Source organism: Streptomyces fuscichromogenes, assembly GCF_014645815.1.
GTDB lineage: Bacteria > Actinomycetota > Actinomycetes > Streptomycetales > Streptomycetaceae > Streptomyces > Streptomyces fuscichromogenes.
In genome coordinates this window covers 69,403-91,905 of record NZ_BMML01000003.1, presented here as the reverse complement: position 1 = coordinate 91,905, position 22,503 = coordinate 69,403, and the positions used below count along the sequence as shown (strand labels likewise).

21 protein-coding genes are annotated in these 22,503 nt (G+C 70.5%); 12 read left to right on the top strand and 9 right to left on the bottom strand.

What is annotated here, in order from left to right; translation table 11 throughout:
• Window positions 1–42 precede the first annotated feature (42 nt).
• Window positions 43–933 carry an NADP-dependent oxidoreductase gene (locus IEZ11_RS07530; RefSeq protein ID WP_189261827.1) on the bottom strand — a complete coding sequence of 297 codons (891 nt, stop codon included), beginning with the start codon at window positions 931–933 and terminating at the stop codon, window positions 43–45.
• 125 nt (window positions 934–1,058) lie between these two features.
• Here IEZ11_RS07530 and IEZ11_RS07525 point away from each other — a divergent pair, with 125 nt between their 5' ends.
• Window positions 1,059–1,463 carry a winged helix-turn-helix transcriptional regulator gene (locus IEZ11_RS07525; protein WP_189261826.1) on the top strand — a complete coding sequence of 135 codons (405 nt, stop codon included), beginning with the start codon at window positions 1,059–1,061 and terminating at the stop codon, window positions 1,461–1,463.
• A 29-nt stretch (window positions 1,464–1,492) separates the two neighbouring features.
• Here IEZ11_RS07525 and IEZ11_RS07520 read toward each other — a convergent pair whose 3' ends face one another.
• Window positions 1,493–2,788: a hypothetical protein gene (locus IEZ11_RS07520; RefSeq protein ID WP_189261825.1), complete on the bottom strand. Its 1,296-nt coding sequence runs from the start codon at window positions 2,786–2,788 to the stop codon at window positions 1,493–1,495.
• A 1,106-nt stretch (window positions 2,789–3,894) separates the two neighbouring features.
• Between IEZ11_RS07520 and IEZ11_RS07515 the strand changes: the two genes are divergently transcribed.
• The 3 genes from IEZ11_RS07515 to IEZ11_RS07505 all read left to right on the top strand — a co-directional run bounded on the left by IEZ11_RS07515 (window position 3,895) and on the right by IEZ11_RS07505 (window position 9,397).
• A complete protein-coding gene (locus tag IEZ11_RS07515) occupies window positions 3,895–6,165 on the top strand; it encodes a M4 family metallopeptidase (RefSeq protein WP_189261824.1) in 2,271 nt (756 codons plus the stop codon).
• 142 nt (window positions 6,166–6,307) lie between these two features.
• A complete protein-coding gene (locus tag IEZ11_RS07510; RefSeq protein ID WP_229712864.1) occupies window positions 6,308–7,519 on the top strand; it encodes a glycoside hydrolase family 3 N-terminal domain-containing protein in 1,212 nt (403 codons plus the stop codon).
• Window positions 7,520–7,657: 138 nt separating this feature from the next.
• Window positions 7,658–9,397 (top strand): esterase, encoded by a 1,740-nt coding sequence (locus tag IEZ11_RS07505; RefSeq protein ID WP_229712863.1) that lies wholly within the window; start codon window positions 7,658–7,660, stop codon window positions 9,395–9,397.
• Window positions 9,398–9,499: 102 nt separating this feature from the next.
• Here IEZ11_RS07505 and IEZ11_RS07500 read toward each other — a convergent pair whose 3' ends face one another.
• Window positions 9,500–10,291: a COG4705 family protein gene (locus IEZ11_RS07500; RefSeq protein ID WP_189261823.1), complete on the bottom strand. Its 792-nt coding sequence runs from the start codon at window positions 10,289–10,291 to the stop codon at window positions 9,500–9,502.
• A 296-nt stretch (window positions 10,292–10,587) separates the two neighbouring features.
• On the opposite strand from IEZ11_RS07500, the gene IEZ11_RS07495 reads away from it, so the two are divergent.
• Genes IEZ11_RS07495 through IEZ11_RS07485 form a run of 3 tightly spaced genes read left to right on the top strand, consistent with a single transcriptional unit; the run spans window position 10,588 to window position 13,318 of the window.
• The gene (locus IEZ11_RS07495) at window positions 10,588–11,256 is read left to right on the top strand and encodes a DedA family protein (RefSeq protein ID WP_189261822.1); all 669 of its coding nucleotides are present in this window, start codon (window positions 10,588–10,590) and stop codon (window positions 11,254–11,256) included.
• A complete protein-coding gene (locus IEZ11_RS07490; RefSeq protein WP_229712862.1) occupies window positions 11,253–11,945 on the top strand; it encodes a response regulator transcription factor in 693 nt (230 codons plus the stop codon). Before IEZ11_RS07495 ends, IEZ11_RS07490 begins: the two co-directional genes overlap by 4 nt.
• Window positions 11,942–13,318, top strand: a complete 1,377-nt coding sequence (locus IEZ11_RS07485; RefSeq protein WP_189261821.1) for a sensor histidine kinase — start codon at window positions 11,942–11,944, stop codon at window positions 13,316–13,318. The genes IEZ11_RS07490 and IEZ11_RS07485 overlap by 4 nt, the downstream gene beginning before the upstream one ends.
• Window positions 13,319–13,364: 46 nt before the next feature.
• On the opposite strand, the gene IEZ11_RS07480 is transcribed toward IEZ11_RS07485, so the two are convergent.
• Window positions 13,365–14,213 carry a COG4705 family protein gene (locus tag IEZ11_RS07480; RefSeq protein ID WP_229712861.1) on the bottom strand — a complete coding sequence of 283 codons (849 nt, stop codon included), beginning with the start codon at window positions 14,211–14,213 and terminating at the stop codon, window positions 13,365–13,367.
• A gap of 313 nt (window positions 14,214–14,526) precedes the next feature.
• Here IEZ11_RS07480 and IEZ11_RS07475 point away from each other — a divergent pair, with 313 nt between their 5' ends.
• Window positions 14,527–15,159 (top strand): TetR/AcrR family transcriptional regulator, encoded by a 633-nt coding sequence (locus tag IEZ11_RS07475; RefSeq protein ID WP_189261820.1) that lies wholly within the window; start codon window positions 14,527–14,529, stop codon window positions 15,157–15,159.
• 37 nt (window positions 15,160–15,196) lie between these two features.
• Here IEZ11_RS07475 and IEZ11_RS07470 read toward each other — a convergent pair whose 3' ends face one another.
• On the bottom strand, window positions 15,197–16,204 hold the full coding sequence (locus IEZ11_RS07470; RefSeq protein ID WP_189261819.1) for a zinc-dependent alcohol dehydrogenase family protein: 1,008 nt from the start codon (window positions 16,202–16,204) through the stop codon (window positions 15,197–15,199).
• 123 nt (window positions 16,205–16,327) lie between these two features.
• A complete protein-coding gene (locus IEZ11_RS07465) occupies window positions 16,328–16,684 on the bottom strand; it encodes an ArsR/SmtB family transcription factor (RefSeq protein WP_229712860.1) in 357 nt (118 codons plus the stop codon).
• A 372-nt stretch (window positions 16,685–17,056) separates the two neighbouring features.
• Between IEZ11_RS07465 and IEZ11_RS07460 the strand changes: the two genes are divergently transcribed.
• Window positions 17,057–17,485: a VOC family protein gene (locus IEZ11_RS07460; protein ID WP_189261818.1), complete on the top strand. Its 429-nt coding sequence runs from the start codon at window positions 17,057–17,059 to the stop codon at window positions 17,483–17,485.
• Window positions 17,486–17,573: 88 nt separating this feature from the next.
• Here the strand turns inward: IEZ11_RS07460 and lpdA are convergent, their stop codons facing one another.
• Together lpdA and IEZ11_RS07450 are read right to left on the bottom strand one after the other, a co-directional pair.
• A complete protein-coding gene (gene lpdA, locus IEZ11_RS07455) occupies window positions 17,574–18,971 on the bottom strand; it encodes a dihydrolipoyl dehydrogenase (protein ID WP_189261817.1) in 1,398 nt (465 codons plus the stop codon).
• Between the two features lie 66 nt (window positions 18,972–19,037).
• Window positions 19,038–19,736: an SDR family oxidoreductase gene (locus IEZ11_RS07450; RefSeq protein ID WP_189261816.1), complete on the bottom strand. Its 699-nt coding sequence runs from the start codon at window positions 19,734–19,736 to the stop codon at window positions 19,038–19,040.
• A 150-nt stretch (window positions 19,737–19,886) separates the two neighbouring features.
• On the opposite strand from IEZ11_RS07450, the gene IEZ11_RS07445 reads away from it, so the two are divergent.
• From IEZ11_RS07445 to IEZ11_RS07435, 3 genes are all read left to right on the top strand, one after another.
• Window positions 19,887–20,387 (top strand): winged helix-turn-helix transcriptional regulator, encoded by a 501-nt coding sequence (locus tag IEZ11_RS07445; RefSeq protein ID WP_189261815.1) that lies wholly within the window; start codon window positions 19,887–19,889, stop codon window positions 20,385–20,387.
• 80 nt (window positions 20,388–20,467) lie between these two features.
• Window positions 20,468–20,974 carry an SRPBCC family protein gene (locus IEZ11_RS07440; RefSeq protein ID WP_189261814.1) on the top strand — a complete coding sequence of 169 codons (507 nt, stop codon included), beginning with the start codon at window positions 20,468–20,470 and terminating at the stop codon, window positions 20,972–20,974.
• Entirely contained in the window at window positions 20,974–22,023 is a 1,050-nt protein-coding gene (locus IEZ11_RS07435; RefSeq protein WP_189261813.1) for an LLM class flavin-dependent oxidoreductase, read from the top strand. The genes IEZ11_RS07440 and IEZ11_RS07435 overlap by 1 nt, the downstream gene beginning before the upstream one ends.
• Window positions 22,024–22,054: 31 nt before the next feature.
• Here the strand turns inward: IEZ11_RS07435 and IEZ11_RS07430 are convergent, their stop codons facing one another.
• Window positions 22,055–22,342, bottom strand: coding sequence for a hypothetical protein (locus IEZ11_RS07430; RefSeq protein WP_189261812.1), 288 nt, complete (start codon window positions 22,340–22,342; stop codon window positions 22,055–22,057).
• Window positions 22,343–22,503 lie beyond the last annotated feature (161 nt).

Below are 22,503 nucleotides of genomic sequence, written 5' to 3'. Positions count from 1 at the left end.
CCTGCCGTTGCCGAACGTTCGCGGGGACCCACCGGCCGCGGCCTAGGGCACCAGCACCAGCCGCCCGCGCACCCCGCCCTCCGCGAGCCGGGCGTGTGCCTCGGTGGCCTTCTCCAGGGGGAAGGTCCCGGCCACCCGGAGGGTCAGCACGCCCTCGTCCACGAGTGCGGCGAGTTCCGCGAGCCGGGCGCCGTCGGCGGTCACGGCGACGGCGGTCGTCCGGATCCCGCGCACCGGCGCCGGCTCGCCCCCGGGCCGGACACCGACGTAACCGCCCCCGTCCCGCACCCACTCCAGGGCCGTCTCGCCGAGCACCGCCGCGTCCAGTACGGCGTCGAAGCCCCCGGCCTCGACGGCGCCCGCCGTGAACTGGGCGGCCCCCAGGGACCGTACGAGTTCCTCGTCAGCCTCGCGGGCCAGAGCGGTCACCGATATCCCCCGGTGCGCGGCCAGTTGGACGGCGAAACCGCCGACCGCACCCGCCGCACCGGCCACCAGGAGGGACTGCCCCTCGGTCAACTCCAGCAGGTCCAGGGCCTGTACGGCGGTCAGCCCGTTCAGCGGCAGGGTCGCCGCGTGCGCCGCGTCCACCGTGGCCGGTGCCGTGGCCACCGCGTCGGTGTCCACCACGACGTACTCGGCGTGGGTGCCGAGCGGCCGCACCATGCCGGGGTCCAGCGCCACCACCTGGTCGCCGACGCCCCAGGCGGTGGCGACGCCGGTCGCGTCCACGGTCCCGGCGACGTCCCAGCCGAGCCCGATCCGCTTGCCCGCACCGCCGAAGAAACCCGCCCGCACCCCTTCGTCCACGGGGTTCAGCGCGGCCGCCGCGACCTTGATCCGCACCTGGCGCGGGCCCGGCTCGGGCCGCTCGGTCTCCACGACCTCCACGACCTCGGGTCCGCCGAACCTGTTCACCACTGCTGCACGCATGACGGTCTGCTCCCTGTCCGGATCTCTCGCCTCGGCCTCTCCTCGGCGCTCCGCAACCCTAGGAAGAGCTACTATCCATTGGTAAGTAGTTACCTGAAGGTGCCTAGGTCCCCCAGAGGTGAGCGATGCCGACGACGACGGCGGCCCAGCGGCGCGAGCAGGCGCGCGTCGAGTACGACGCGTTCATCCAGTCCTGCCCCACCAACCAGCTCCTCGACCGGATCAGCGACAAGTGGGTCAGCCTGGTGGTCTGCGCGCTGGCCCCCGGCCCGATGCGCTACAGCGAGCTCGCCCGCAAGATCGCCGGCGTCAGCCCCAAGATGCTCACCCAGACCCTGCGCGCACTGGAACGCGACGGCATCCTCGCCCGCGCGGTCACCCCGTCCGTCCCCGTCCGCGTGGACTACGAACTGACCCCGCTCGGCGCCAGCCTCTCCCTCCTCCTGGCGGGCGTGAAGGACTGGGCGGAGAGCCACATCGAGCAGGTCCACGAGGCGCGCGAGCGCTATGACGGGGAGGCCGACGGCTGAGCGCCACGTCGCCTCTCACGGCAGATGCCTCACCGGCTCTTCGTCAGCGCCCCTGTCGGCATCTCGGCAAACCCGCTGTCGATCAATTCGAGTCCGTACCGCGCAAGGAGGGTGTTCATGTCTCCCACCGTCGGCTTGACATTCTCTCCCTCACTTGAAGGGGAGACGGTCACCGCAATGGCCGGATTCCGCAGCACCCACCACGTGGTGAGATGCTTCGGCCTTCTTGTCGCTGCAGTCAGATAACTTCCCTCACGCATAGGAAACGTCCACTTCAGAAAATCAACGCCAGAGGGTGCGCCAGCCCTCACCCATTCCGGAGCGTCGCTGATGTGTTTAAGCGATGATTCATCCCAGGACTTTCGCACGTCGGGAGCGTCGAGAGACACTCGGTCCTTTCTTATCAGAATGGCTTCCGCGTAAGCCATGAGGGTCTGGTACTTGATATCCCTTGGCAGCCGGACGACGCGATCCACGGTCCGGGTTTCTCCGGGGTCCAACCATGTGTCCGTGCCGGGATAGAAGATCATCCCATTCTCGATCACGGCCACGCCCTTGATCTGGAAATCGTCCCGGACGACGCCATTCGATGCGCCATACAGCCAGTTCTTGCGGGTTTCCGCCACCTGGCCCGTTTCCTCGTACTGCCCCTGGACCACGTAGATGCTCTGGGGGACGTACGCGGAGACCTTCCCGCCATTCTTCAGCGTCAGACGCAGTGGCACTGCGGTGCCACCGGTGGCATCGTCCGCCACAGGCTTTTCGAACTCCGCCGTGACCGAGACGAGCATAGGGGTTGAATAGGGTAGATAAACTTGCGAGTACGCAAAGTTGCCGAACGCCAGAAGCGTTGTCGCCAAGGCCCCCACGGCGAACGCGCGGGGTGCCGGAATGTCCTTCCAGACCTTTTCGCGCCGCAGGAGCAACCACAGTGCCCAGCCCGACCAGGCTATAAGAGCAATCCAGGCGATCAGCCAGTTCGTGAGTTCGCGTCCCTGTATCTGTATCGCCAGAAGTCCGGTGTTGATGATCAGGACAAGCAGAACGGCAGCCAGGATGAGCATTCCAGATGCCCTGAAACTCCGCCCTCGCCAGTAGTCACAGGCGGCGATTGCGGCAAGAAACATCACCAGGGCGACAACCAATGCGGAGAAGCCGGTTATCCGGCCCGCGAACGACAACGCCCCGCTGACATCCTGCAACCCGAACCAGGCGAGTACGCCACCGCCGGTCACCAGACCCGCAGCCATCACGATCGCCGCGGGAAGGTCTCGGACCCGTCCACCGGCGTCTTCGTGCGGCCGGACACCATCCGGTTCTTCCATAGAGCCACCATGGGCGCAACAGCTGGGCAGAGCGCGCCGAATTGCGCCATCCGTGGCATGGCGGAGCTCGCTTCACACGCGGCGTGCCCTCACTCCCTGACAGGACCCACCGGGCTCGGCCTCAAAGAGCGGACCGGGTACGGTCATGCTCGCGTCCGCGTTGACACCGTCACCCCAGGACGTTGTGCGTGTTGTTTGTGTTGGGAATGCCGGCACCGGGACGCTGCGAGGTGTCCGTCGCAGTCGGCGTGCGGGGCGTGTTGGGAATGTGGCCGCCACCGCTTCCCCCACCCGGCGTACTCTGCGCGTTTGACGGGAGCGGTGGGCGCGGGCTGCGGACCGAATGCACCACTGCGCCGTTCCGAGTCACGGTCACAGCCTCGGCGCTGACCAAGCCGGCTGCTGCAGCGAGCAGCGCGGCAGCAGAGGAAACCCCTGCTATGCGCGCGATTCGATGTCGATTGGCAAACACGAGAGCCTCGCTATCCGCCGCTCCACTCGTAGCAGCGCCCGGCGTGTCAGCCGCCGGATATGAGGAGTCGGCCAATGCAACAAGGGGCGGATGCCCAGGAGAGTTCGAACTTCGGCGATCACCACCGTGGACCCGCTCTGGCAGCCGTAGACATCATCCTGGCACGGGAACGGGAAGCGGGCGAGCGCTACGCGTCAGCCCCCAAGCCGCCAGAGACGGCCCCGCCAGAGGCTGACGCACCGATCGGGACTCCCCCGGGCCGGATCCCCGGACTTCATCCACTTCTTGCCCTTCACACCGGCACGCACACACGGCCGCACCGAGGTGGCGGCCGAAAGCACTCGCTGGGCGCTAGAACCCCCCGCTCGCAACCGCCAGTTCAAGCCGTTGTACTGACACGGTCATGACAGCTCCGCTTCCCGGATGTCAATCTGCTCTCCGAACGTTCACTGTCTGCTCACAGGTGTCTCACACAACTTCCTTGTCCGACCCCTGTCTTCAACCCCGCACGGCAGCGAGGACCTGACCCCTCCTCGAACCGTGCCACCCACCCGCGCGCCGCCGGACGGCCTCACCAGGCCGACCCGCTCTCCCGGGCCCCACCGGGCCCGACCACCCCACAGAAGGAGAACGCATGTTCCGGCAGGACCGTCATCACCGTCGCGCCAGACACAGCGTCGCTCTGGCACTGACAGCCGCAAGTGCCATGCTCGTGGCCGGAATCCAGCACGGCACCGCCGTGGCCGCGTCCGACAGCCACGCCCCCGCCAGGATCCGGGCGACCCCCGACGCCGGCGCGGCCCCCGCCGCGCTCTCGCCGGCGAAGCGTACGGCGCTGCTCAAGTCCGCCACGACCGAGGCGCCGGACACCGCGAGGCTCCTCGGGCTCGGCAGCACCGAGAAGCTGCGCGTCAAGGACGTGAGCCAGGACGCCGACGGCACGACACACACCCGCTACGAGCGCACGTACGCGGGCCTGCCCGTCCTCGGCGGCGACCTGATCGTGCACGACAGCGCAGGACGGCTCACGGTGACCCGGGCCACGAAGGCGGCCCTCGCGCTCCCGTCCACCAAGGCGAAGATCTCCTCGGCCACGGCGAAGGCCCAGGCGCTCACCGCCGCAGCGAAGGCCGGCGGCGAGCGGACCGCGGTCGACGCCGGCCCGCGTCTCGTCGTCTGGGCCGCCTCGGGCCACCCCGCCCTGGCCTGGGAGTCGGTGGTCGGCGGCTTCCAGGACGACGGCACCCCCAACGAGCTCCACGTGATCACCGACGCCACGACCGGAAAGCAGCTGTTCCGCTACCAGGGCGTCGAAACCGGCACCGGCACCGGCCAGTTCAACGGCACCGTGCCGCTCAGCACCACGCTCTCCGGCTCCACCTACCAGCTCGTCGACGGCGACCGTGCCGGACACCGCACCTACGACCTCAACCAGGGCACCTCCGGCACCGGCACGCTCTTCACCGACGACAACGATGTCTGGGGCGACGGCACCCCGGCCAACCGGCAGACCGCGGGCGTGGACGTGGCCTTCGGCGCGGCGGCGACCTGGGACTACTACAAGAACGTCTTCGGCCGCAACGGCATACGCAACGACGGCGTCGCCGCCTACAGCCGCGCCCACTACGGCAACAACTACGTCAACGCCTTCTGGCAGGACGCCTGCTTCTGCATGACGTACGGCGACGGCTCGGGCAACACCCATCCGCTGACCGCACTCGACGTGGCCGCCCACGAGATGAGCCACGGCGTGACCGCGGCCACCGCGGGCCTCACCTACTCCGGGGAGTCGGGCGGCCTGAACGAGGCCACCTCCGACATCTTCGCCGCCGCCGTCGAGTTCTACGAGAACCTGCCGGCCGACGTCCCGGACTACCTGGTCGGCGAGAAGATCGACATCAACGGCAACGGCACCCCGCTGCGTTACATGGACAAGCCCTCCAAGGACGGTGCGTCCAGCGACAACTGGAGCCCGTCACTGGGCGGCCTCGACGTCCACTACTCCTCGGGCCCGGCCAACCACTTCTTCTACCTGCTCTCCGAGGGCAGCGGAGCGAAGACCGTCAACGGGGTCGCCTACGACAGCCCCACCTACGACGGCCGGCCGGTGGCGGGCATCGGCATCGAGAACGCCCAACGCGTCTGGTACCGGGCGCTCACCACCTACATGACGTCGAGCACGAACTACGCGGGCGCCCGCACCGCCACCCTCCAGGCCGCGGCGGACCTGTTCGGCGCCTACAGCCCCTCCTACCTCGCCGTGGCCGACGCCTGGGCGGCGATCAACGTGGGCAACCGGATCGCGCTGGGCGTCAACGTGGCGCCGATCACCGACCAGATCAGCGGCATCGGGCAGGCCGTGTCCCTGCAGACGGACGCGTACACCACGAACTCCGGCGCGGGCCTGACGTACACGGCGACCGGCCTGCCGGACGGTCTGACGATGAGTGACACGGGCCTGATCTCGGGCACCCCGACCACCCTCGGCACCAGCGCCGTCACCATCACGGTCACCGACGGCACCGGCGCGAGCACCACCGTGAACTTCTCCTGGACGGTGGCCTACGTCTACGGCAGCACCACCCGCGTCGACATCCCCGACAACGGCGCCGCGGTGGAGTCCCCGGTCACCGTCACGGACCGCGCCGGGAACGCCTCGGCGACCACCCAGGTCTATGTGAAGATCATCCACACCTACCGGGGTGACCTGACGGTGGACCTGGTCGGGCCCAACGGAACGGTGTACTCGCTCCTGAACCGCAGCGGCGGCTCCGCCGACAACGTCGACCAGACGTTCACCGTCGACGCCTCCGCCCAGCCCCTGAGCGGCACCTGGAAACTCCGCGTCCAGGACCACGCCGCGATCGACGTCGGCTACATCGACCAGTGGCGGCTCACCCCCTGAGCCACGCCGGAGCCGTTGTCCCGGGACGCCCTCGGTGGCCCGGGACAACGGCTCCGCCCATGTGCCGACACCACCCGTCCGGCGTAACGTGGAGGAGGAATGCCGCGGCGTGGCGTGCACCCGCATGAATCAGGAGCGCATCATGGGGACACCTGTTCGTCGGCGCGCTGGCGGCGGCTCCGCCGCGCAGCGCGCCGCTGTTGGAATCGTCACCACCGTGCTCGCCGCCGGTGTGTGCACCGTACCGGCCGCGGGGGCGACCGCACCGCGGGTACCCGCCGCCTTCGCCGCGACCTCCGCCACCACCTGCGCCGACACGGTCTACGCGGGCATGACCCAGGCACAGCGCGTCGGCCAGCTGTTCATGGGCGGCGTCGCGGCCACCCGTCCGAGCACCACGGACCTGCAGACGCTGCACACCTACCACGTCGGGTCGGTCATGCTCACCGGGCGCAGTTCCGCCGGAACGACCGCGACGCGCAAGGTGGTCGACGGGGTCCGCGCGCAGGCCGACACCGTCGGCGGACACAAGGTCGGGCTGCTCGTCTCCACCGACCAGGAGGGCGGCCAGGTCCAGGTGCTCAGCGGCCCCGGCTTCTCCGTCATCCCCAACGCACTGACCCAGGGCAGCTGGAGCACGGCCACCCTGCGCAGCCGCGCCGAGACCTGGGCAGGCCAGCTCAAGGCGGCGGGCCTGGACCTCAACCTCGCCCCGGTCGCCGATGTGGTGCCCGCGAGCCTCGGCACCCGCAACGCTCCCATCGGCCACTTCTACCGCGAGTACGGCCACACCCCCGCCGTCGTGACCTCGCACACCGGCGCCTTCGCCGCGGGCTTCCGGACGGCCGGGGTGATGACCACGTTCAAGCACTTCCCCGGGCTGGGCCAGGTGATCGGCAACACCGACACCACCGCGAACGTCGTCGACTCGGTGACCACGACCACCAGTTCGAGCCTGCAGCCGTTCCAGAGCGGGATCAAGGCCGACGCGCCGTTCGTGATGATCTCCTCGGCGAAGTACACCAAGATCGACTCCAGGCACCTGGCCGCGTTCTCACCGGCCGTCATCAACACGCTGCTGCGCGGCAAGTTCGGCTTCAAGGGCGTCGTCATCTCCGACGACCTCGGCCAGGCGGTCGCGGTCCGCGCCTACACTCCGGCGCAGCGGGCGGTGCAGTTCATCGGCGCCGGCGGCGACATGGTCCTCACGGTCAGGGCGTCGACCGTGCCGGCGATGGTGCAGGGAGTGCAGGCCCAGATGGCGAAGGACGCGACCTTCCGCACCAAGGTCGCCGCCTCCGTACACCGCGTTCTGGCGGCCAAGGCGGCCGCCGGCCGCCTGACGTGCGGCTGAGCGCCTTCTAACAAAATTATCATCAAAATTGTCAACAATCCTCGGCCTCCTTGTCTACAGTCTGGGACTCGTACGAGCCGCACCGCAGGTACGGCTGTGACCACGTAACCCGCTGTACAAGGAGGTCCACGGGTGGACATGAACCGCAGAACCGTGATCCGGGGAGCCACCGCCGTAGCCGCGTTCGGAATCGCCGAGGGCACGGCGGGCGCGGCCTTCGCCGGCACCTCGTCGTCGGACCGTTCGTCGAGCACGTCCTCGGCGTACTCGCTGGCGTTCGACTCCACCGCGTGGTCGTACGACTCGGCCAACGACGTGTACTACCAGACCGGGAAGGTGTACGTCACGGACCCGGCCGCGCCGGACATCGAGAACCTGTCGATCTACGTGCCGGGCGCCTACCTGACGGCCACCGCCAACGACGACGGGACCACGTACACCGCGACGGTCGACCCGAAGGGCACCGTCGGCGACTACTCGGGACGCACGGCGCCGATCGTGATCCCGGTCAACACCCCCGGCTACGCCGCCCAGAAGCCGGCCACGTCGTACAGCTACAGCAGCGTGTCGCAGTACCTGACGGCCGGGCACATCTACGTGTGGCCGGGCCTGCGCGGCCGGGACACCTCGACCGGCACCCGCTCCGACGCGGCCCCCTGGGGCGTGACCGACCTCAAGGCCGCGGTCCGCTTCCTGCGGTACAACCGGAGCGTCCTGCCCGGCAGCACGGACGACATCGTCCTGTTCGGGATGAGCGGCGGCGGCGCCCAGGACACCGTGGCGGGCGCGTCCGGTGACAGCCCCCTGTACCACCCCTACCTGCGCACGATCGGCGCGGCGATGGCGGACGCCCAGGGCCGCCCCCTCAGCGACACGGTCGCCGGTGTCATGGCCTGGTGTCCGATCACCAGCCTGCACGAGGCCAACCTGTCGTACGAGTGGAACATGGGCCAGTTCGCCTCGACCGGCACGCGCGCGTCCGGCACCTGGACCAGCGCCTACTCGGCGGACCTCGCCAAGGCCTGGCCGAGGTACGTCAACCGCCTGGGGCTGCGCGACGAGCACGGCAGGCGTCTGACGCTGACCGAGTCCGGCAGCGGCACCTACCTGGCCGGCAGCTACTACGACCACCTGATCGAGGTGATCACCACCTCGCTGAACAACTTCCTGTCCGACAACACCTTCCCGTACACCATCACGACGATGGGCGGACCGCCCGGATCGGGCCAGCCGGGGTCCTCGACCACGTACGAGACGGTCGACGACTACATCGCCTACCTCAACACCGCCGACACATGGGTCACTTACGACGCGACGACCAACACCGCCACGGTGTCCGGCCTCGAAGGCTTCGTCAACAGCCAGAAGAACGCGAACAAGCCGGTCGGCGCGTTCGACGGGTACTCCCGCGGGCAGACCGAGAACGGCGTCTTCGCGATGGGGCTGAACGCCCCGGCGCACTTCGCGCCGCTCACCCGGGACGTCGTGAAGGCGAACGAGGCGACGTACGCCGGATACTCCGACTGGAGCTCCGACTACGGCTCCCCGGCCTACGACAGCGACTTCGCCAAGAGGGACAGCGTCGGCAAGGACATGGCCTGGCGGGGCGACGCGTACAACCCGCTGTACTACCTCTCCCCCGCCTTCGACGGCTACCGCCGGTCGCAGGTGGCGCGCCACTGGCGCATCCGTACCGGCATCATGCAGGGTGACACCGCCAACACGACCGAGATCAACATCCGGTTGGCGCTCCAGAACTACGGCATCCGCGACGTCGACTTCGCCACCGTGTGGGCCCAGGGACACACCATGGCCGAGCGCACCGGCGACTCGACGACGAACTTCATCAGCTGGGTGGCGTCCATCACCAGGAAGTGACCACCGCTCCGGGCGTCTGATCGACAAGCCTCGATCAGACGCCCGGCCCTGTCCGCGATCACGCGCCGCGCGCGAGGAGCCGGTTCACGGGGTCGGCGCCGCTCAGGCGGCGTCGAGGCCGCCCGTGTCCCGCTGGGATACGGCCAGGTAGCCGACGAAGCAGGCGATGGCGGCCGTCCACGCGAGGGTCACCGGCGCCAGCCCCAGGGCGAGCCCGCCCCGGGTGTGGCCGACCGCCATCCAGTCGGCGAGCGAGGCACCGAGGGGGCGGGTGATGACGTAGGCCGTCCAGAAGGCGGGTACGGCGCTCAGGGCACCGGCGCGGTGGGCGACGGCGGGGACGCAGATCGCGACGGCGAAGAGGACCACCGAGCCGAGGTAGCCGAGGCCGGCGGTGGCGGTCAGGTCCCCGGCGGCGGTACCGAGGGCGAACGTGGCGAGCACGGCCGCCCAGTAGAAGGTCTCCCGGCGGCGGGTGCGGATGCCGTGGATGGACAGGGTCCGCTCGACGGCGTACCAGAGGGCGAAGACCGCGGTCAGCACGACCAGGAAGAACGGGGTCGACAGCATGTAGGGCACGCCGAGGCCGACGTGCAGGACGTCGGCCGCCATCGTGCCGAACACGCTGACCATGACGACAGCGGTCCAGTACACCCAGGCGATGTACCGCCGTACGGCGAACTGCACGGCCAGCGCGGCCGCCAGCGCGAGACCACCGAGACCGACGGCCGGGATCGGGCCGAGGAGCCGGGCCAGCAGGTCCGACGCGGTCTCGCCCATGCCGGTGGTGAGCACCTTGATGATCCAGAAGTAGACGGTCACTTCCGGCACCTTGTTGGCCATGGTGCGCAGAGGAACGCGGGAACGATCGTCGAGGAGGTGCTCTGTGGTCATGGTCGGCACCATGACACGCCGGGCTCCCGGCACCACAGAGGACTTTGCCAATGCTTTGGCGCCTCTGGTGCATGAGTTTCAAGTCGGCGCGCCCGGCCTGAACACAACCTGAACGTCTCGACGAAGCACCTGGTCAGGGCGGTCAAGCCGGTGATAAAGGCCGACGCCGGGGGGCGCGCGCGGAACCGGGCTCGCCGCCTCCGGGCCCGGCGATCGACTAGAGTTCCGACGACGTCTACAAGGATGTAGTCCCCCAGGCGTCCACGTAAGGCCGTCCGCCGGAAAGGCCCCCGTTCATGACCACTCCGATCGTCGCGGCGTCACAGCTGGCCGTGAACGTGCTCGACGCCCATTCGCTGCTGGCGGCCTTCGGCGTGCTCGGCGTCGGGGCGGTGATGTTCGCCGAGACGGGGCTGCTGGTCGGGTTCTTCCTGCCGGGCGACTCCCTGCTGTTCACCGCCGGCCTGCTGTGCACCGGCTCGGCGCAGGGGAGCCTGCACCTGTCCCTGGGGCCGCTGCTCGTCGCGGCGGCCGTGGGCGCGCTGGCCGGGGCACAGTTCGGCTACCTGCTCGGCCGCAAGGCCGGCGGAACGCTGCTGGCACGCAGCCGGTCCCGGCGCCTGCACGAGGGCGTGAAGCGCGCCGAGGAGTTCCTCGACCGGTACGGCCACGCGAAGGCCATCGTCCTGGCCCGCTTCGTGCCGGTCGTGCGGACGGTGCTCAACCCGATGGCGGGCGCGCTGGAGGTACCGGTACGGACGTTCACCCAGTGGCAGGTCGTCGGCGGACTGGTGTGGAGTGTCGGCCTCACCCTCGCGGGATACGCGCTGGGCTCGTCGATCCCGAACGTCGACCGCTATCTGCTGCCGCTGGTGGCACTCATCGTGGTCGTGTCGCTGCTCCCTGTTCTCTCCGAGGTGTACCGGGGGCGGCGGGCCGCCGCGTCCGAGGAGGGACGCGGGTGACCGTGACCCGGGCCGGGCACGGCACGACGCGCCACAAGATCCTGGTCGTCGAGGACGATCACGCCCTGCGTGACGTACTGCGGCGCGGACTGGCCGACGAGGGGTTCGAACCCGTGCCCGCCACCGACGGCGCCACCGCCCTGCGGCTGGCCACCACGGGCATCGGCGCGGCCGTCCTGGACGTCGGACTGCCGGACGCCGACGGCAGGGACGTCTGCCAGGCGATGCGCGCCAACGGGTTCGCGGCGCCGATCATCTTCCTGTCGGCCCGCGGGCACCTCACCGACCGGCTGTCCGGGTTCTCCGCGGGGGCCGACGACTACCTCCCCAAGCCGTTCCACCTCGCCGAACTCGTCGCCCGGCTGCGGGCGGCGCTCAAACGGGCCGGGCCGCCGACCGTGTCCACGGCCGGTGACCTGGTCCTGGACGCGACCCGGCACAGCGCGAGCGTGGGCGGAGCCCGGATCGAGCTGTCTCCGACGGAGTTCCGTCTGCTGGCCACCCTCGTGACCGCGGGAGGCACCATCGTGAGCCGCCGGGAACTGGTACGGGCCGCGTGGCCGGACGGGGCCCAGGTCAGCGACAACACCCTGGACCAGTATCTGAGCCGGCTGCGCCGCAAGCTGCGCCAGGCGGGCAGCGGCCTGAGCCTGGGGACGGCGCGCGGGATCGGCCACCGGCTGTCATGACCGGCCTTCTGCGGCGGCTGGCCCCCCGGACCCTGCGCGGCAGGCTCTCGCTCGTGGCACTGACCACCGCGGCCCTGCTGATGACGGTACTCACCGTGGCGTTCAACATCGTGCTGGAGCGGCACCTGCAACATCAGGCGGACGCCGAGCTGAGCAACCGCGCGGACGCCGTCGCCACCACCGTGGACACCAGCGGCCCTCGGGTACGGGTCCTGGAGACCGTCAACGACCGGCTCCTCGACGGCAACGTCTGGATCTACAGCGGGGCACGGCTGCTGGAACGGCCTCCCTCCACCGCCGCCGACAGCGCACTGACGAAGGCCGCAGCGGGGCTCGCCGCACGGCGGGACGGCGTCTGTACGACCGTGGCGGCCGGGAATCCGGGATCCGTACGCCTGTGCGCCCACTTCCTGGCCGGCAGCCGCAGCACGGCGACGGTCGTCACCGCCCTGGACCTCGCCCCGTACCGCAACTCGGCGGACGCCGTGCTGCTGGGTTCCCTGGTGCTGGACTCCGTCATGCTCGCCTGCACCTACGCGCTGACCCGCCTCGCCGTCGGGCGGGCGCTGCGTCCGGTGGGGACCATGACCGACCAGGCCACCGAGTGGAGCTCCGTGGGCTCCGACGAACGCTTCGGCGCCGCCCACCAGCCGGCCGAACTGGCCCGCCTGGGCGCCTCGCTGGACGCGCTGCTGGACCGCACCCGGACCGTGCTGGGGCATGAGCGGCAGCTGACCGGGGAGCTCTCCCACGAACTGCGGACCCCGCTCACCCGGATCGTCATCGAGCTGGACTGGTGGCGGGCCCGGCCGCGCTCCGACGCCGAGACCCGGGCCACGCACGAGGTGATCGCCGAGGCCGCCCAGGCCATGCGCACCATCTGCGACACCCTGCTGGACGACGCCCGGGAGGGCGCGCGTGCCACCGCCACGGCCCCCGGCGCCACGGCCGTCGAACCGGTCCTGTCCCGGTTGGTCGACCGGTTCGGGGCGCCGGAGCAGGTGAAGGCCGTCGTCGACACGGCGGTTCCGGAGCTGACGGCGGGGGTCCGGCCGGCTCTTCTCGAACGCATCGTCAGCCCGCTCCTGGCGAACGCGGTCCGGTACGCACGCTCCACCGTGACCGTGTCCGCGCATCCGGTACCCGGCGGGGTGCGGATCAGCGTCACCGACGACGGTCCCGGCGTACCGGAGGCGTTCGTGGACGACCTGTTCCAGCCCGGCCGCCGGGCCGATCCCGAGGACGGGCACGACGGCGCGGGCCTGGGCCTGCCGCTGGCCCGGCGCCTGGCCCGGACCGTCGGCGGCGAGGTCTCCCACGATCCCGCCCACACCGGCGGGGCCCGCTTCCGCACCGACCTGCCCGCCGGGTGAACCACGACGGGACCGGCTCCCGTTCCCTGCGGCTCGCGGCTCGCGGCTAGGCGGAAGCCCTGCGTTCACGGAGCTGGGCGTAGGTCATGAGTCCGAGCAGGACGGCGAGCAGGACAGCCGAGGAGCCCACCGTGCCGAGGTTCAGACCGCCCTTGGCGACCGGTTTGGTCAGGAAGTCACCCGCGGTCGCGCCGAGCGGGCGGGTGAGGACGAACGCGATCCAGAACAGCAGGACGTTCGGCACCACGGGCACCTTCATCAGCGCGACCAGGACGGCGAGCAGCCCGGTCACCAGCAGCGCACCGCCGGCGTAGCCGAGGCCTGAGCTGTCGGAGAGGAAGTCGCCCATGGAGGTGCCGAGCGTGTTGGAGACGAGGATCGCCGACCAGAACAGGGCCTCGCCGCGGAAGGTGACGATGTCCCGGATCTGGAAGGTCATGCCGGACACCTTCCAGACCGCGAAGACGACCAGGAGGAGCGAGATCAGGACGGCCGCGCCGACCGGGTAGCCGAGGCCGAGGCCCTGGGGTCCCCAGCCGAGTGAAGTGGCGCCGCCCGAGAGGTACTTGGCGCTGGCGTCACGGTTCATGAAGTCGGACATGGTGGTGCCTGCCATGCTGGTCGACAGGATGACCGTCCAGTAGAAGAACGGGTGGTAGCGGCGGGACCCGAGCTGCGCGGCCAGCGTCACCACGAACATCAGGAACAGCGCGATCGTGGTGAGGAAGTAACCGAGCTTCAGAGTCTGCGCGAAGAGGTCGCCGGCCGTCTCCCCCAGGGTGGTCGCGGCGATCTTCATGATCCAGAACGCCAGCGTCACCTCCGGAAGCTTCTTCGTCACCGACGTGACCCTGCCCCGGGCCGCGGCACCGGTGAGGACTTCGGACTGCTCCAAGGTGGGGGGCTCCTGTTCGGTCGTACCGCAGGGCGCACGCCCCGCGAGGCGACGCGCGCACCGTCGTGAGCGGCTGCGACGGCGCGAACGTTTTGACCGACTTTGTCAGCATGTACCTGAACAGATCCTGAACACCTGCCGCGTGTCCCCCTGGACGGCCCACCACGTGACCCACCTCGGCGGCCGCGGACCGTGCCCGCGGTTCGGCGTCCTCGCCGGCAGGCGGTTCCTGTTGTAGGGGATGCTCCAATTAGAGTGCTCACCGGAGAGGCGGCCGTCGCAGGGGCCGCCGCGATCCCCGAGGGGCGCAGAGATGAGCGGGCCGCAGACGACGCGCAGGAAGCGTGCGAACGGGGTGGAGTCGCGCCAGCGCATCCTGGACGCCACCGTCGAGATCGCCGGTGAGCGCGGCTACGACGGCACGTCCATCGCGGCCGTCAGCGCCAAGTGCGGGCTGCCCGCCAGCTCGATCTACTGGCATTTCAAGGACAAGGACGACCTGATCGCCGCCGTCATCGAGCGCAGCTTCGAGACCTGGCTCACGACCGTCGAACTGCCCGGTGCGGACGTCGGCACCCCGCTGGAACGGGTCGTCCTGATGGCGGCGAACGTGGCGAGGTCCCTCGTCGCCGCCCCCGACTTCCTGCGCCTCGGCCTGATGCTCGCGCTGGAGCGCCGCCCCTCCGAGCCCCGCGGCCGTACGGTCTTCCTCCAGGTCCGGGAGACCGCTCACCGGCGCGTCGCCGAGATCGTCGCCGACCTGTTCCCGGCCCTGACCGAGGACGTCGTGGACACCCTGACCACCTATGCCGTCGCCGGCGCCGACGGCCTGTTCGTGCACCGGGAGGTCAAGGGCGACTCCGTCGACCTGGTGGCCCTGTTCGAACTACACGCCCGGCTGATCCACGACGCCGCCGCCCGGATGGCGGCTTCGGCGGAGCGCTGACGGCCGGCCCGACAGCGCCCCCCGAGCGGGTCCGGGCTCAGGTCGCCGCACCCTCGTGGGTGACGGTGACGACGATCTTGCCGACCTGTTCGTTGGCCGCCATGTAGCGGTGCGCCTCGACGATGTCCACGAGGTCGAAGGTGCGGTCGACGACGGGGTCGAAGGCACCGGAGCCGAGGCCCGCGTCGACGAAGGCGACCGCGCGGCGCAGCCGCTCGGGGTCCGTGGTGATCTCGAAGAGGGTGTACGTGCTACTGGTCAGCGCGGGGAAGGACTGGGCGTTGGGCAACGGGGTGGGGCGCGCGTCGAGGGCGCCGTAGACCACCAGGAAGCCGCCCGGGGCGATCCCCTGGGCGAGGACCTCCACGCCGGGTCCCGCGACGGGGTCGAAGGCCAGGCGGACGCCCTCGCCACCGGTGATCTCCTTGATCCGGGCGGGCAGGTCCTCCTCGTCGGTGACGATCACGTGGGCCGCTCCCGCGTCCAGGAGGCGCTGTTTCTTGCCGGAGCCGCGTGTCGTGGCGATCGGGACCGCGCCGACGTGGCGTGCGATCTGGACGGCGGCGAGTCCGACGCTGCTGGAGGCCGCTGTGATCAGGACATGGTCACCGGGCCGTACCCGGCCGCTCTCGACGAGGGGACCGTAGGCGGTGATGTAGGCCATCCAGACGGCCGCCGCCCGGACCGGGTCGACCTCGGCGGAGCGCGGCACGACGGCCGAGGCCGGGACGATGACGTGGTCGCCGTAGGTGCCGTAGTCGGTCTGGAGGAACTGCGGCACGACCGCGACCGGGTCGCCCTCGGCGAGGCCGTCCACGCCCGCACCGACCGCCTCGACGACGCCGACGGCCTCGTAGCCGAGCAGGGAGGGGAAGTCCGGGGCGTAGAAGTAGCCGCCCTCGCGGAACATGATCTCGGCGCGGTTCAGGCCGATCGCGTCGACGCGCATCCGGACCTCCCCCGCGCCGGGCTCGCCGACCTCGACCTCACGGAGGGTGAGGACCTCGGGTCCGCCGGTCCGGTCGAACTGAACGAGTCTTGCCATGGCGCATCCGTCCTGGGGGCAGGGATTCGATGGGGGAACGCGCCGGGTCGGGGCCCGGCGTCGCCACCCACCCTGCCCCAAGGTTCGACAGCCGTCAAATTTTGAGCACCATCGAAATAGCGTTCACCGGGCAGGACGGGACGGTTCCGCCTCCGCCGCCGCGGCGGCCAGCACCGCGGACAGCAGTCCGGGGAAGCGCAGCTCCATCTCCTCGGTGCGCAGCGTGTTCATCTTCGCCGTCCCGACGTAGTACTGCCGGATCACACCGGCCTCGCGCAACACGTTGAAGTGGTGCGTCAGCGTCGACAGCGAGACCGGCGCGACGAACGTCCCGCAGCTCAGGTCCTCCGCCGCGCCGGCCAGCTGCGACACCACCAGGCGCCGCACCGGGTCCACCAGCGCCTCCAGCACCTGCTGGAGCGGGACCTCCGACAGCTCGGGGTGCTCCACGGTGCGGGCGGTGGTGCGAGGGCGGGCCACGGTGACTCCTCGGGGCGGCTGCTGGGCGGTCAAGTCATAGTACGACCGCCATCGAAACCGCCTCCGTCCCCGCGCCCGTCCCCGAGATCGCCCGCCGGAGGGCCCGCACGCCTCCTGCGGGACCGCCCGTCCGGGGCTCGCAGTCGTCCGGCGCGGCGGAAGACCGCCATCGCGTTGCCCCGGCTCGTGACGATCACTACAGTCGTCCGGGTGACTGCCGGGTCGGCCATGGGCCATGCACGAGTGAGGTTCCCGGCCTCGGCGTGAGCCCGAGGCGGGCACGAGGCCCGCCACCCTCTCCGCGTCTTCGCCCCGGCGCCCTTGCGCGGCGCCCGTCCGAGCGGAACTTCCAAGACCGGAGAGACCACAGTCATGCCCCTTGACCAGCCACACCCGCACGCGTCCGAGCTGTCGACGGCCGCCGTCCAGCTCAACCACACCGCCGTGTACGCCAGCGACCGGCAGCGGTCCGCCGGGTTCCTCGCCGCCGTCCTGGGCCTGGAGGTCGGTGCCCCGCTGGGGCCGTTCCTGCCCATGGACCTCGGCAACGGCGTGACGCTCGACTTCTACGAGAAGCGCGACGAACCGATCCAGTCGCAGCACTACGCCTTCCTCGTGCCCGAGGAGACCTTCGACGGCATGATCAGCCGTCTGGAGGCGGCCGGGGTGACCTACTACGCCGACCCGCACCACTCCCGACCGGGGCGGACCAACGGCCTGTTCGGCGGCCGCGGCGCGTACTTCGAGGACCCGGACGGCCACAACATGGAGATCATGACGCGGCCCTACGTACGTCCGTAGGACCCGCGCCCCGGAGGGGGCGTCAGGCCTCGCCCGGCAACTCGCTTACGACAGGGGCAGGTTCCGGCGCGGCCCTCCGGAGTCCGGTTCAGAGGTTGATCATGTGTCCGGCGAGGCCGTGCAGGGCGTCCTGGACGGCCTCGCTCAGCGTCGGGTGGGCATGGACGTTGCGGGCGAGCTCGTGCACCGTGAGGTCCCATTTCTGGGCGAGCGTCAGCTCGGGCAGGAGCTCCGTCACGTCCGGTCCGATCAGGTGGCCGCCGATCAGCTCGCCGTACCGGGCGTCGCTCACGAGCTTCACGAACCCGACCGTGTCGCCGAGGCCGTGCGCCTTGGCGTTGGCGGTGAAGGGGAACTTCGCCACGCGCACGTCGAAACCCTGGGCGCGGGCCTCGGCCTCGGTCCAGCCGAAGCTGGCGATCTGCGGCTGGCAGAACGTCGCGCGGGGGATCATGCGGTAGTCCAGTTCCATGGTCTCCGCGCCGGCGATGCTCTCCGCGGCGACGATGCCCATAGCCTCGGCGGTGTGCGCGAGCATCAGCTTCGCCGTGACGTCGCCGATGGCGTAGATGTGCGGCCGGCTGGTGCGGCAGTACCCGTCGATGTCGATGGCACCGCGCTCGGTGAGCCGTACCCCGGTGCTGTGCAGTCCGTAGCCGGCCGTCCGCGGCTGGAAGCCGGTGGCCTGGAGGACCTTCTCCGCCTCCAGGACCTGCTCCGTGCCACCGGAGCGCACCGTCACGCGGACGTCGTCCGCGGTCTCCTCGATGGACTGCACGGCGGTGGAGGTCAGGACCCGGATGCCCTGGCGCTTGAAGCGCCTGGTCAGCTCGGCCGAGACCTCCTCGTCCTCCAGCGGGGCGATGCGGTCCAGGAACTCCACCAGCGTGACCTCGACGCCGTACGACCGCAGCAGATAGGCGAACTCGACGCCGATGGCCCCGGCACCCGCGATGACCAGGCTCGACGGGAGGCTGTCGGAGAGGATCTGCTCCTCGTAGGTGACGACGCGCCGGCCCAGCTTCGTACCGGGCAGCAGTTTGACGGTGGAGCCGGTCGCGATGATGCAGGAGCGGAAGGAGAGCGTCGTCTCGCCGTCCTTCAGGCGTACCTGAAGGGTGTGCGGGTCGAGGAAGGTGCCCTGGCCCTCGAACTGCTCGATCTTGTTCTTGCGCATGAGGTAGCCGACGCCCTTGACGCGCCCGTCGGCCACCACCCGGCTGCGCTCGTAGGCGGCACGGTAGTCCAGGCCCACCTCGCCGCTGATCTTCACGCCGAACTTCTCCGCGTCGTGCAGGATCAGCTGGGCCACCTCGGCGTTGCGCAGCAGCGCCTTCGCCGGGATGCAGCCGATGTTCAGACAGACACCGCCCCAGAAGCGGCCCTCCACGATGGCCGTGCGCAGGCCCAGCTGGGCGGCGCGGATCGCGGCCACGTAGCCGCCCGGCCCGGCTCCCAGGACGACGACGTCGAAGTCGGTCTGCATGGCTCCACCTCACCGTTGTGTCGGGTAGATCTGCTGACTCCACCGTCGCACGCCCAGGTCGCGCGATCAGGGGGTCGGGTAGAGGAGATCGAGCGGGCCGGACAGCGCGGCGCGTACCCGGCGGGCGGTCTCGTCGACCAGGACCTCGGGCTCGTCGCGGGCGATCGCGTCCATGGTCCGCGCGGCGACCTCGGCCGCATCCGTCTTCGGCTCGTCGACGCTCATGGTGGCGTCGGTGTCCACCCAGCCGACGTGCACGCCGACGACGAGCGTCCCCTGCTCCCGCAGCGCGACCCGGAAGGCGTTGGTCAACGACCACTGTGCCGCCTTCGACGCGGCATAGCTGGGGAACCGCCAGGTCGAGCGCCAGGACGCCACGGACAGCATGTTCACCAGGGCGCCGCCGCCATGGGCCGCGAGCACCGGCGCGAAGGCCCGGGAGACCGCCCAGGTGCCCAGGTAGTTCACCTCCAGCTCCTGCCGCGCGCCGTCCAGGTCACCCTCCAGCAGGCCCGGTCCGGCCTGGATGCCCGCGTTGTTGATCACGATGGCCGCGTCGGACGCCGTCCGTGCGGCGTCCGCGATCTGCCCGAGGTCGGTGACGTCGAGGCGCAGCGGTTCGAGACCCGGCTCGGTGAAGTCCTCCGGCTCTCGTACGCCCGCGAACACCTTGGCCGCGCCCCGGGCCAGCAGGGCCCGGCAGAACGCCAGCCCGATCCCCCGGTTCGCTCCGGTCACCAGCGCGACCGATCCCTCGATCTTCATGGTCGGACACCTCGCCTCGCAGTGAGAAACCCTCATGACCAGTGAAGGCGCGTCGAGCAGCGCTGTCCATGCGGCCCCGACGGCCGCTCCGTTCGGCAGGCTCCCCTGCCGTCAGCTGGGTTTCGTCATGAGACTCGCTATCGTGGAGCCATGAAACGGACGTCGTTCGCCAAGTGGCCGTGCTCCATCGCACGGACCGTCGATCTGCTGGGTGACCACTGGACACCGCTGGTGGTGCGGGAGGCGTTCTACGGGATCCGTCGTTTCGACGAGTTCCAGCAGCAACTGGGCATCGCCCGCAACACGTTGACCGACCGGCTGCACCGTCTGGTGGACGAGCGGATCCTGGAGAAGCGGCTGTACGAGGCCGAGCCGCCACGTTACGACTACGTCCTCACGGAGAAGGGGCGGGACCTGTTCGCGGTGCTGGCCGCGATGTCCGCGTGGGGCGACCGGTGGCTGGCCGGGGAGCAGGGTGTCCCGGTGGTGTTCCACCACGAGGCCTGCGGCCACGACACCACCGCCGAGGTCGTCTGCTCCGCGTGCCGTACCCCGCTGCGGTCCGGGGAGACCTCGATGCGGCTGGGGCCCGGATATCCCGAGCGCCTCGGACAGCGGCCGGACATCCGCCGGCGTTTCGGCGTCGACTGAGCATCGCACTCCCTCTTGACATGGAGAGTCTTAACTAGCAACCCTGGTCGGAACGCTGGACGGCAAGGAGGCCGACGGTCTTGGAGTGGACGGGCGCACGTTACGCGGACAGACCCACGGTCGAGGTGCGGACCTGGATCGACGCCTCGCCGGCCACGGTGTGGGCGCTGGTCAGCGACATCGGGCTGATGCCGGACATGAGCGCGGAGCTCCGGTCCGTCACCTGGCTGGACGGGGCCGCCGGACCAGCGGTGGGGGCCAGGTTCGTCGGCCGCAGTGAGCACGAGGCGCTCGGGAAGTGGGAGACCACCTCCCATGTGATCGAGTGCGAACCGGAGTCGGTGTTCGCCTGGGCGGTGCAGGATCCCGCCGACCCCTCCGCGGTCTGGCGGTTCCGGCTCAGCCCGCGGGACGGCGGGACCGAACTGTCGGAGTGGATGCAGCTGGGGCCGGGGCGTTCGGGTCTGTCCCTCGCCATCGACCGGATGCCGGACAAGGAGCAGAAGATCGTGTTCGTGCGGCTGCGGGAGTTCGAGCGTGGCATCACCGCCACCCTCGCGCAGATCAAGAAGCGGGCGGAGGCGTGATGCGGACGGCCACCACGATCGAGGCCTCGGGCGGCGAACACTGGTCCCAGCAGGGCGACTTCGTCGTCGAGGCCGAGAAGCTGGGCCTGGACGTCTGCTGGGTCGCCGAGGCCTGGGGCTCCGACGCGCCCGCCGCGCTCGGCTACTACGCGGCGCTCACCGACCGGATGCTGCTCGGCTCCGGTGTCATGCAGCTGGGCACCCGGACCCCGACGGCCGTGGCCCAGACCGCCATCACCCTCTCCAACCTGTCCGGCGGGCGCTTCCTGCTCGGCCTCGGCGCCTCCGGCCCGCAGGTGATCGAGGGACTGCACGGCGTCCCCTTCGCCCGGCCGCTGCGGCGCATGCGCGAGACGGTGGAGATCGTGCGGCAGGTCGTCGCGGGCGGCCGACTCGCCTATTCCGGCTCCGAGTTCACCCTCCCGCTGCCCGGCGGAGAAGCCGTCCCGATGCGGCTGTCGATGCGCGCCGAGCACCCGATCCCCGTCTACCTGGCCTCGTTGTCGCCGGCGATGCTACGGCTGACCGGCGAGGTCGCCGACGGCTGGCTGGGCACCAGCTTCGTGCCCGAGGGCGCCGCCGACGCCTACTTCGCCCACCTCGACGAGGGCCTGGCCCGCAGCGGCCGTACCCGCGCGGACCTGGACGTCTGCCAGGGCGCCGAGGTCGCCTTCGCGGCCGACGAGGAGGCGCTCGGCGCGATGGTCGCCGGACGCAGGAAGGAACTGGCCTTCAGCCTCGGCGGGATGGGGTCGGCGTCCACCAACTTCTACAACGGCGCCTACAGCCGCCAGGGCTGGGCCGATGCCGCCGCCGCGGTGCGCGACCGCTGGCAGGCCGGCGACCGGGACGGCGCGGCCGCCCTGGTGACCGACGAGATGGTGCTCGGTACGACGCTCATCGGCACCGAGGCCATGGTGCGCGAGCGTCTCGCGGTCTGGCGCGACGCCGGCGTCGACACCGTCCGCCTCTACCCGGCCGGCGACACCCTGGAGGCCCGGCTCGGCACGCTGGGGCGGGCGATCGAGCTGGTCCGCGAGGTCGGCTGAGCCGTCCGGGCCCTCGTGGCCGCCGCCCGGATCACTTGAGGACGTCGGTGCGAGCCGGCTCCTGCCGCGGTGACTGCCGCTCGTTCCAGAGGTCGGCGAGCTCGCCGAGTGCGCGGGTGACACGGCCCAGTTCCCAGAGCAGGTAGCCGGCGGCCGCGGCGAACGGGATCCACTGGCCCCAGTGGAAGAGCAGCACCGGCATGTACAACAGGCCGACCAGGACCAGGAACTTGACGAGGACCTCGGCCGCGTACGCCCGTCGGGGAGCGACGACGGCGCGCTCTTCGCTGCCGTGGATCCACTGGAGACGCGAACTCATAACTGCTCCCTCGAACAAGCCGCCACCGGCGCACAGTCGACAGTTTCGAGGTACGTGCCGCCGGGAGCCAGCCTCACCCCAGGACTTCGGCATATCTCCATGTGATCACCGTGAACGGTGGGCCACGTTCCGGGTCACGCCGAGGTGCGCCGGTCCCGGCG

Bases quoted from the DNA above. Each gene is read 5' to 3' on its own strand.
- IEZ11_RS07495 (WP_189261822.1), top strand. From the start codon at position 10,588: ATGACCACTCCGATCGTCGCGGCGTCACAGCTGGCCGTGAACGTGCTC.
- IEZ11_RS07435 (WP_189261813.1), top strand. From the start codon at position 20,974: ATGCGGACGGCCACCACGATCGAGGCCTCGGGCGGCGAACACTGGTCC.
- IEZ11_RS07515 (WP_189261824.1), top strand. From the start codon at position 3,895: ATGTTCCGGCAGGACCGTCATCACCGTCGCGCCAGACACAGCGTCGCT.
- IEZ11_RS07450 (WP_189261816.1), bottom strand. From the start codon at position 19,736: ATGAAGATCGAGGGATCGGTCGCGCTGGTGACCGGAGCGAACCGGGGG.
- IEZ11_RS07475 (WP_189261820.1), top strand. From the start codon at position 14,527: ATGAGCGGGCCGCAGACGACGCGCAGGAAGCGTGCGAACGGGGTGGAG.
- IEZ11_RS07460 (WP_189261818.1), top strand. From the start codon at position 17,057: ATGCCCCTTGACCAGCCACACCCGCACGCGTCCGAGCTGTCGACGGCC.
- IEZ11_RS07510 (WP_229712864.1), top strand. From the start codon at position 6,308: ATGGGGACACCTGTTCGTCGGCGCGCTGGCGGCGGCTCCGCCGCGCAG.
- IEZ11_RS07470 (WP_189261819.1), bottom strand. From the start codon at position 16,204: ATGGCAAGACTCGTTCAGTTCGACCGGACCGGCGGACCCGAGGTCCTC.
- IEZ11_RS07520 (WP_189261825.1), bottom strand. From the start codon at position 2,788: ATGGAAGAACCGGATGGTGTCCGGCCGCACGAAGACGCCGGTGGACGG.
- IEZ11_RS07430 (WP_189261812.1), bottom strand. From the start codon at position 22,342: ATGAGTTCGCGTCTCCAGTGGATCCACGGCAGCGAAGAGCGCGCCGTC.
- IEZ11_RS07500 (WP_189261823.1), bottom strand. From the start codon at position 10,291: ATGACCACAGAGCACCTCCTCGACGATCGTTCCCGCGTTCCTCTGCGC.
- lpdA (WP_189261817.1), bottom strand. From the start codon at position 18,971: ATGCAGACCGACTTCGACGTCGTCGTCCTGGGAGCCGGGCCGGGCGGC.
- IEZ11_RS07505 (WP_229712863.1), top strand. From the start codon at position 7,658: ATGAACCGCAGAACCGTGATCCGGGGAGCCACCGCCGTAGCCGCGTTC.
- IEZ11_RS07445 (WP_189261815.1), top strand. From the start codon at position 19,887: ATGAAACGGACGTCGTTCGCCAAGTGGCCGTGCTCCATCGCACGGACC.
- IEZ11_RS07525 (WP_189261826.1), top strand. From the start codon at position 1,059: ATGCCGACGACGACGGCGGCCCAGCGGCGCGAGCAGGCGCGCGTCGAG.
- IEZ11_RS07485 (WP_189261821.1), top strand. From the start codon at position 11,942: ATGACCGGCCTTCTGCGGCGGCTGGCCCCCCGGACCCTGCGCGGCAGG.
- IEZ11_RS07530 (WP_189261827.1), bottom strand. From the start codon at position 933: ATGCGTGCAGCAGTGGTGAACAGGTTCGGCGGACCCGAGGTCGTGGAG.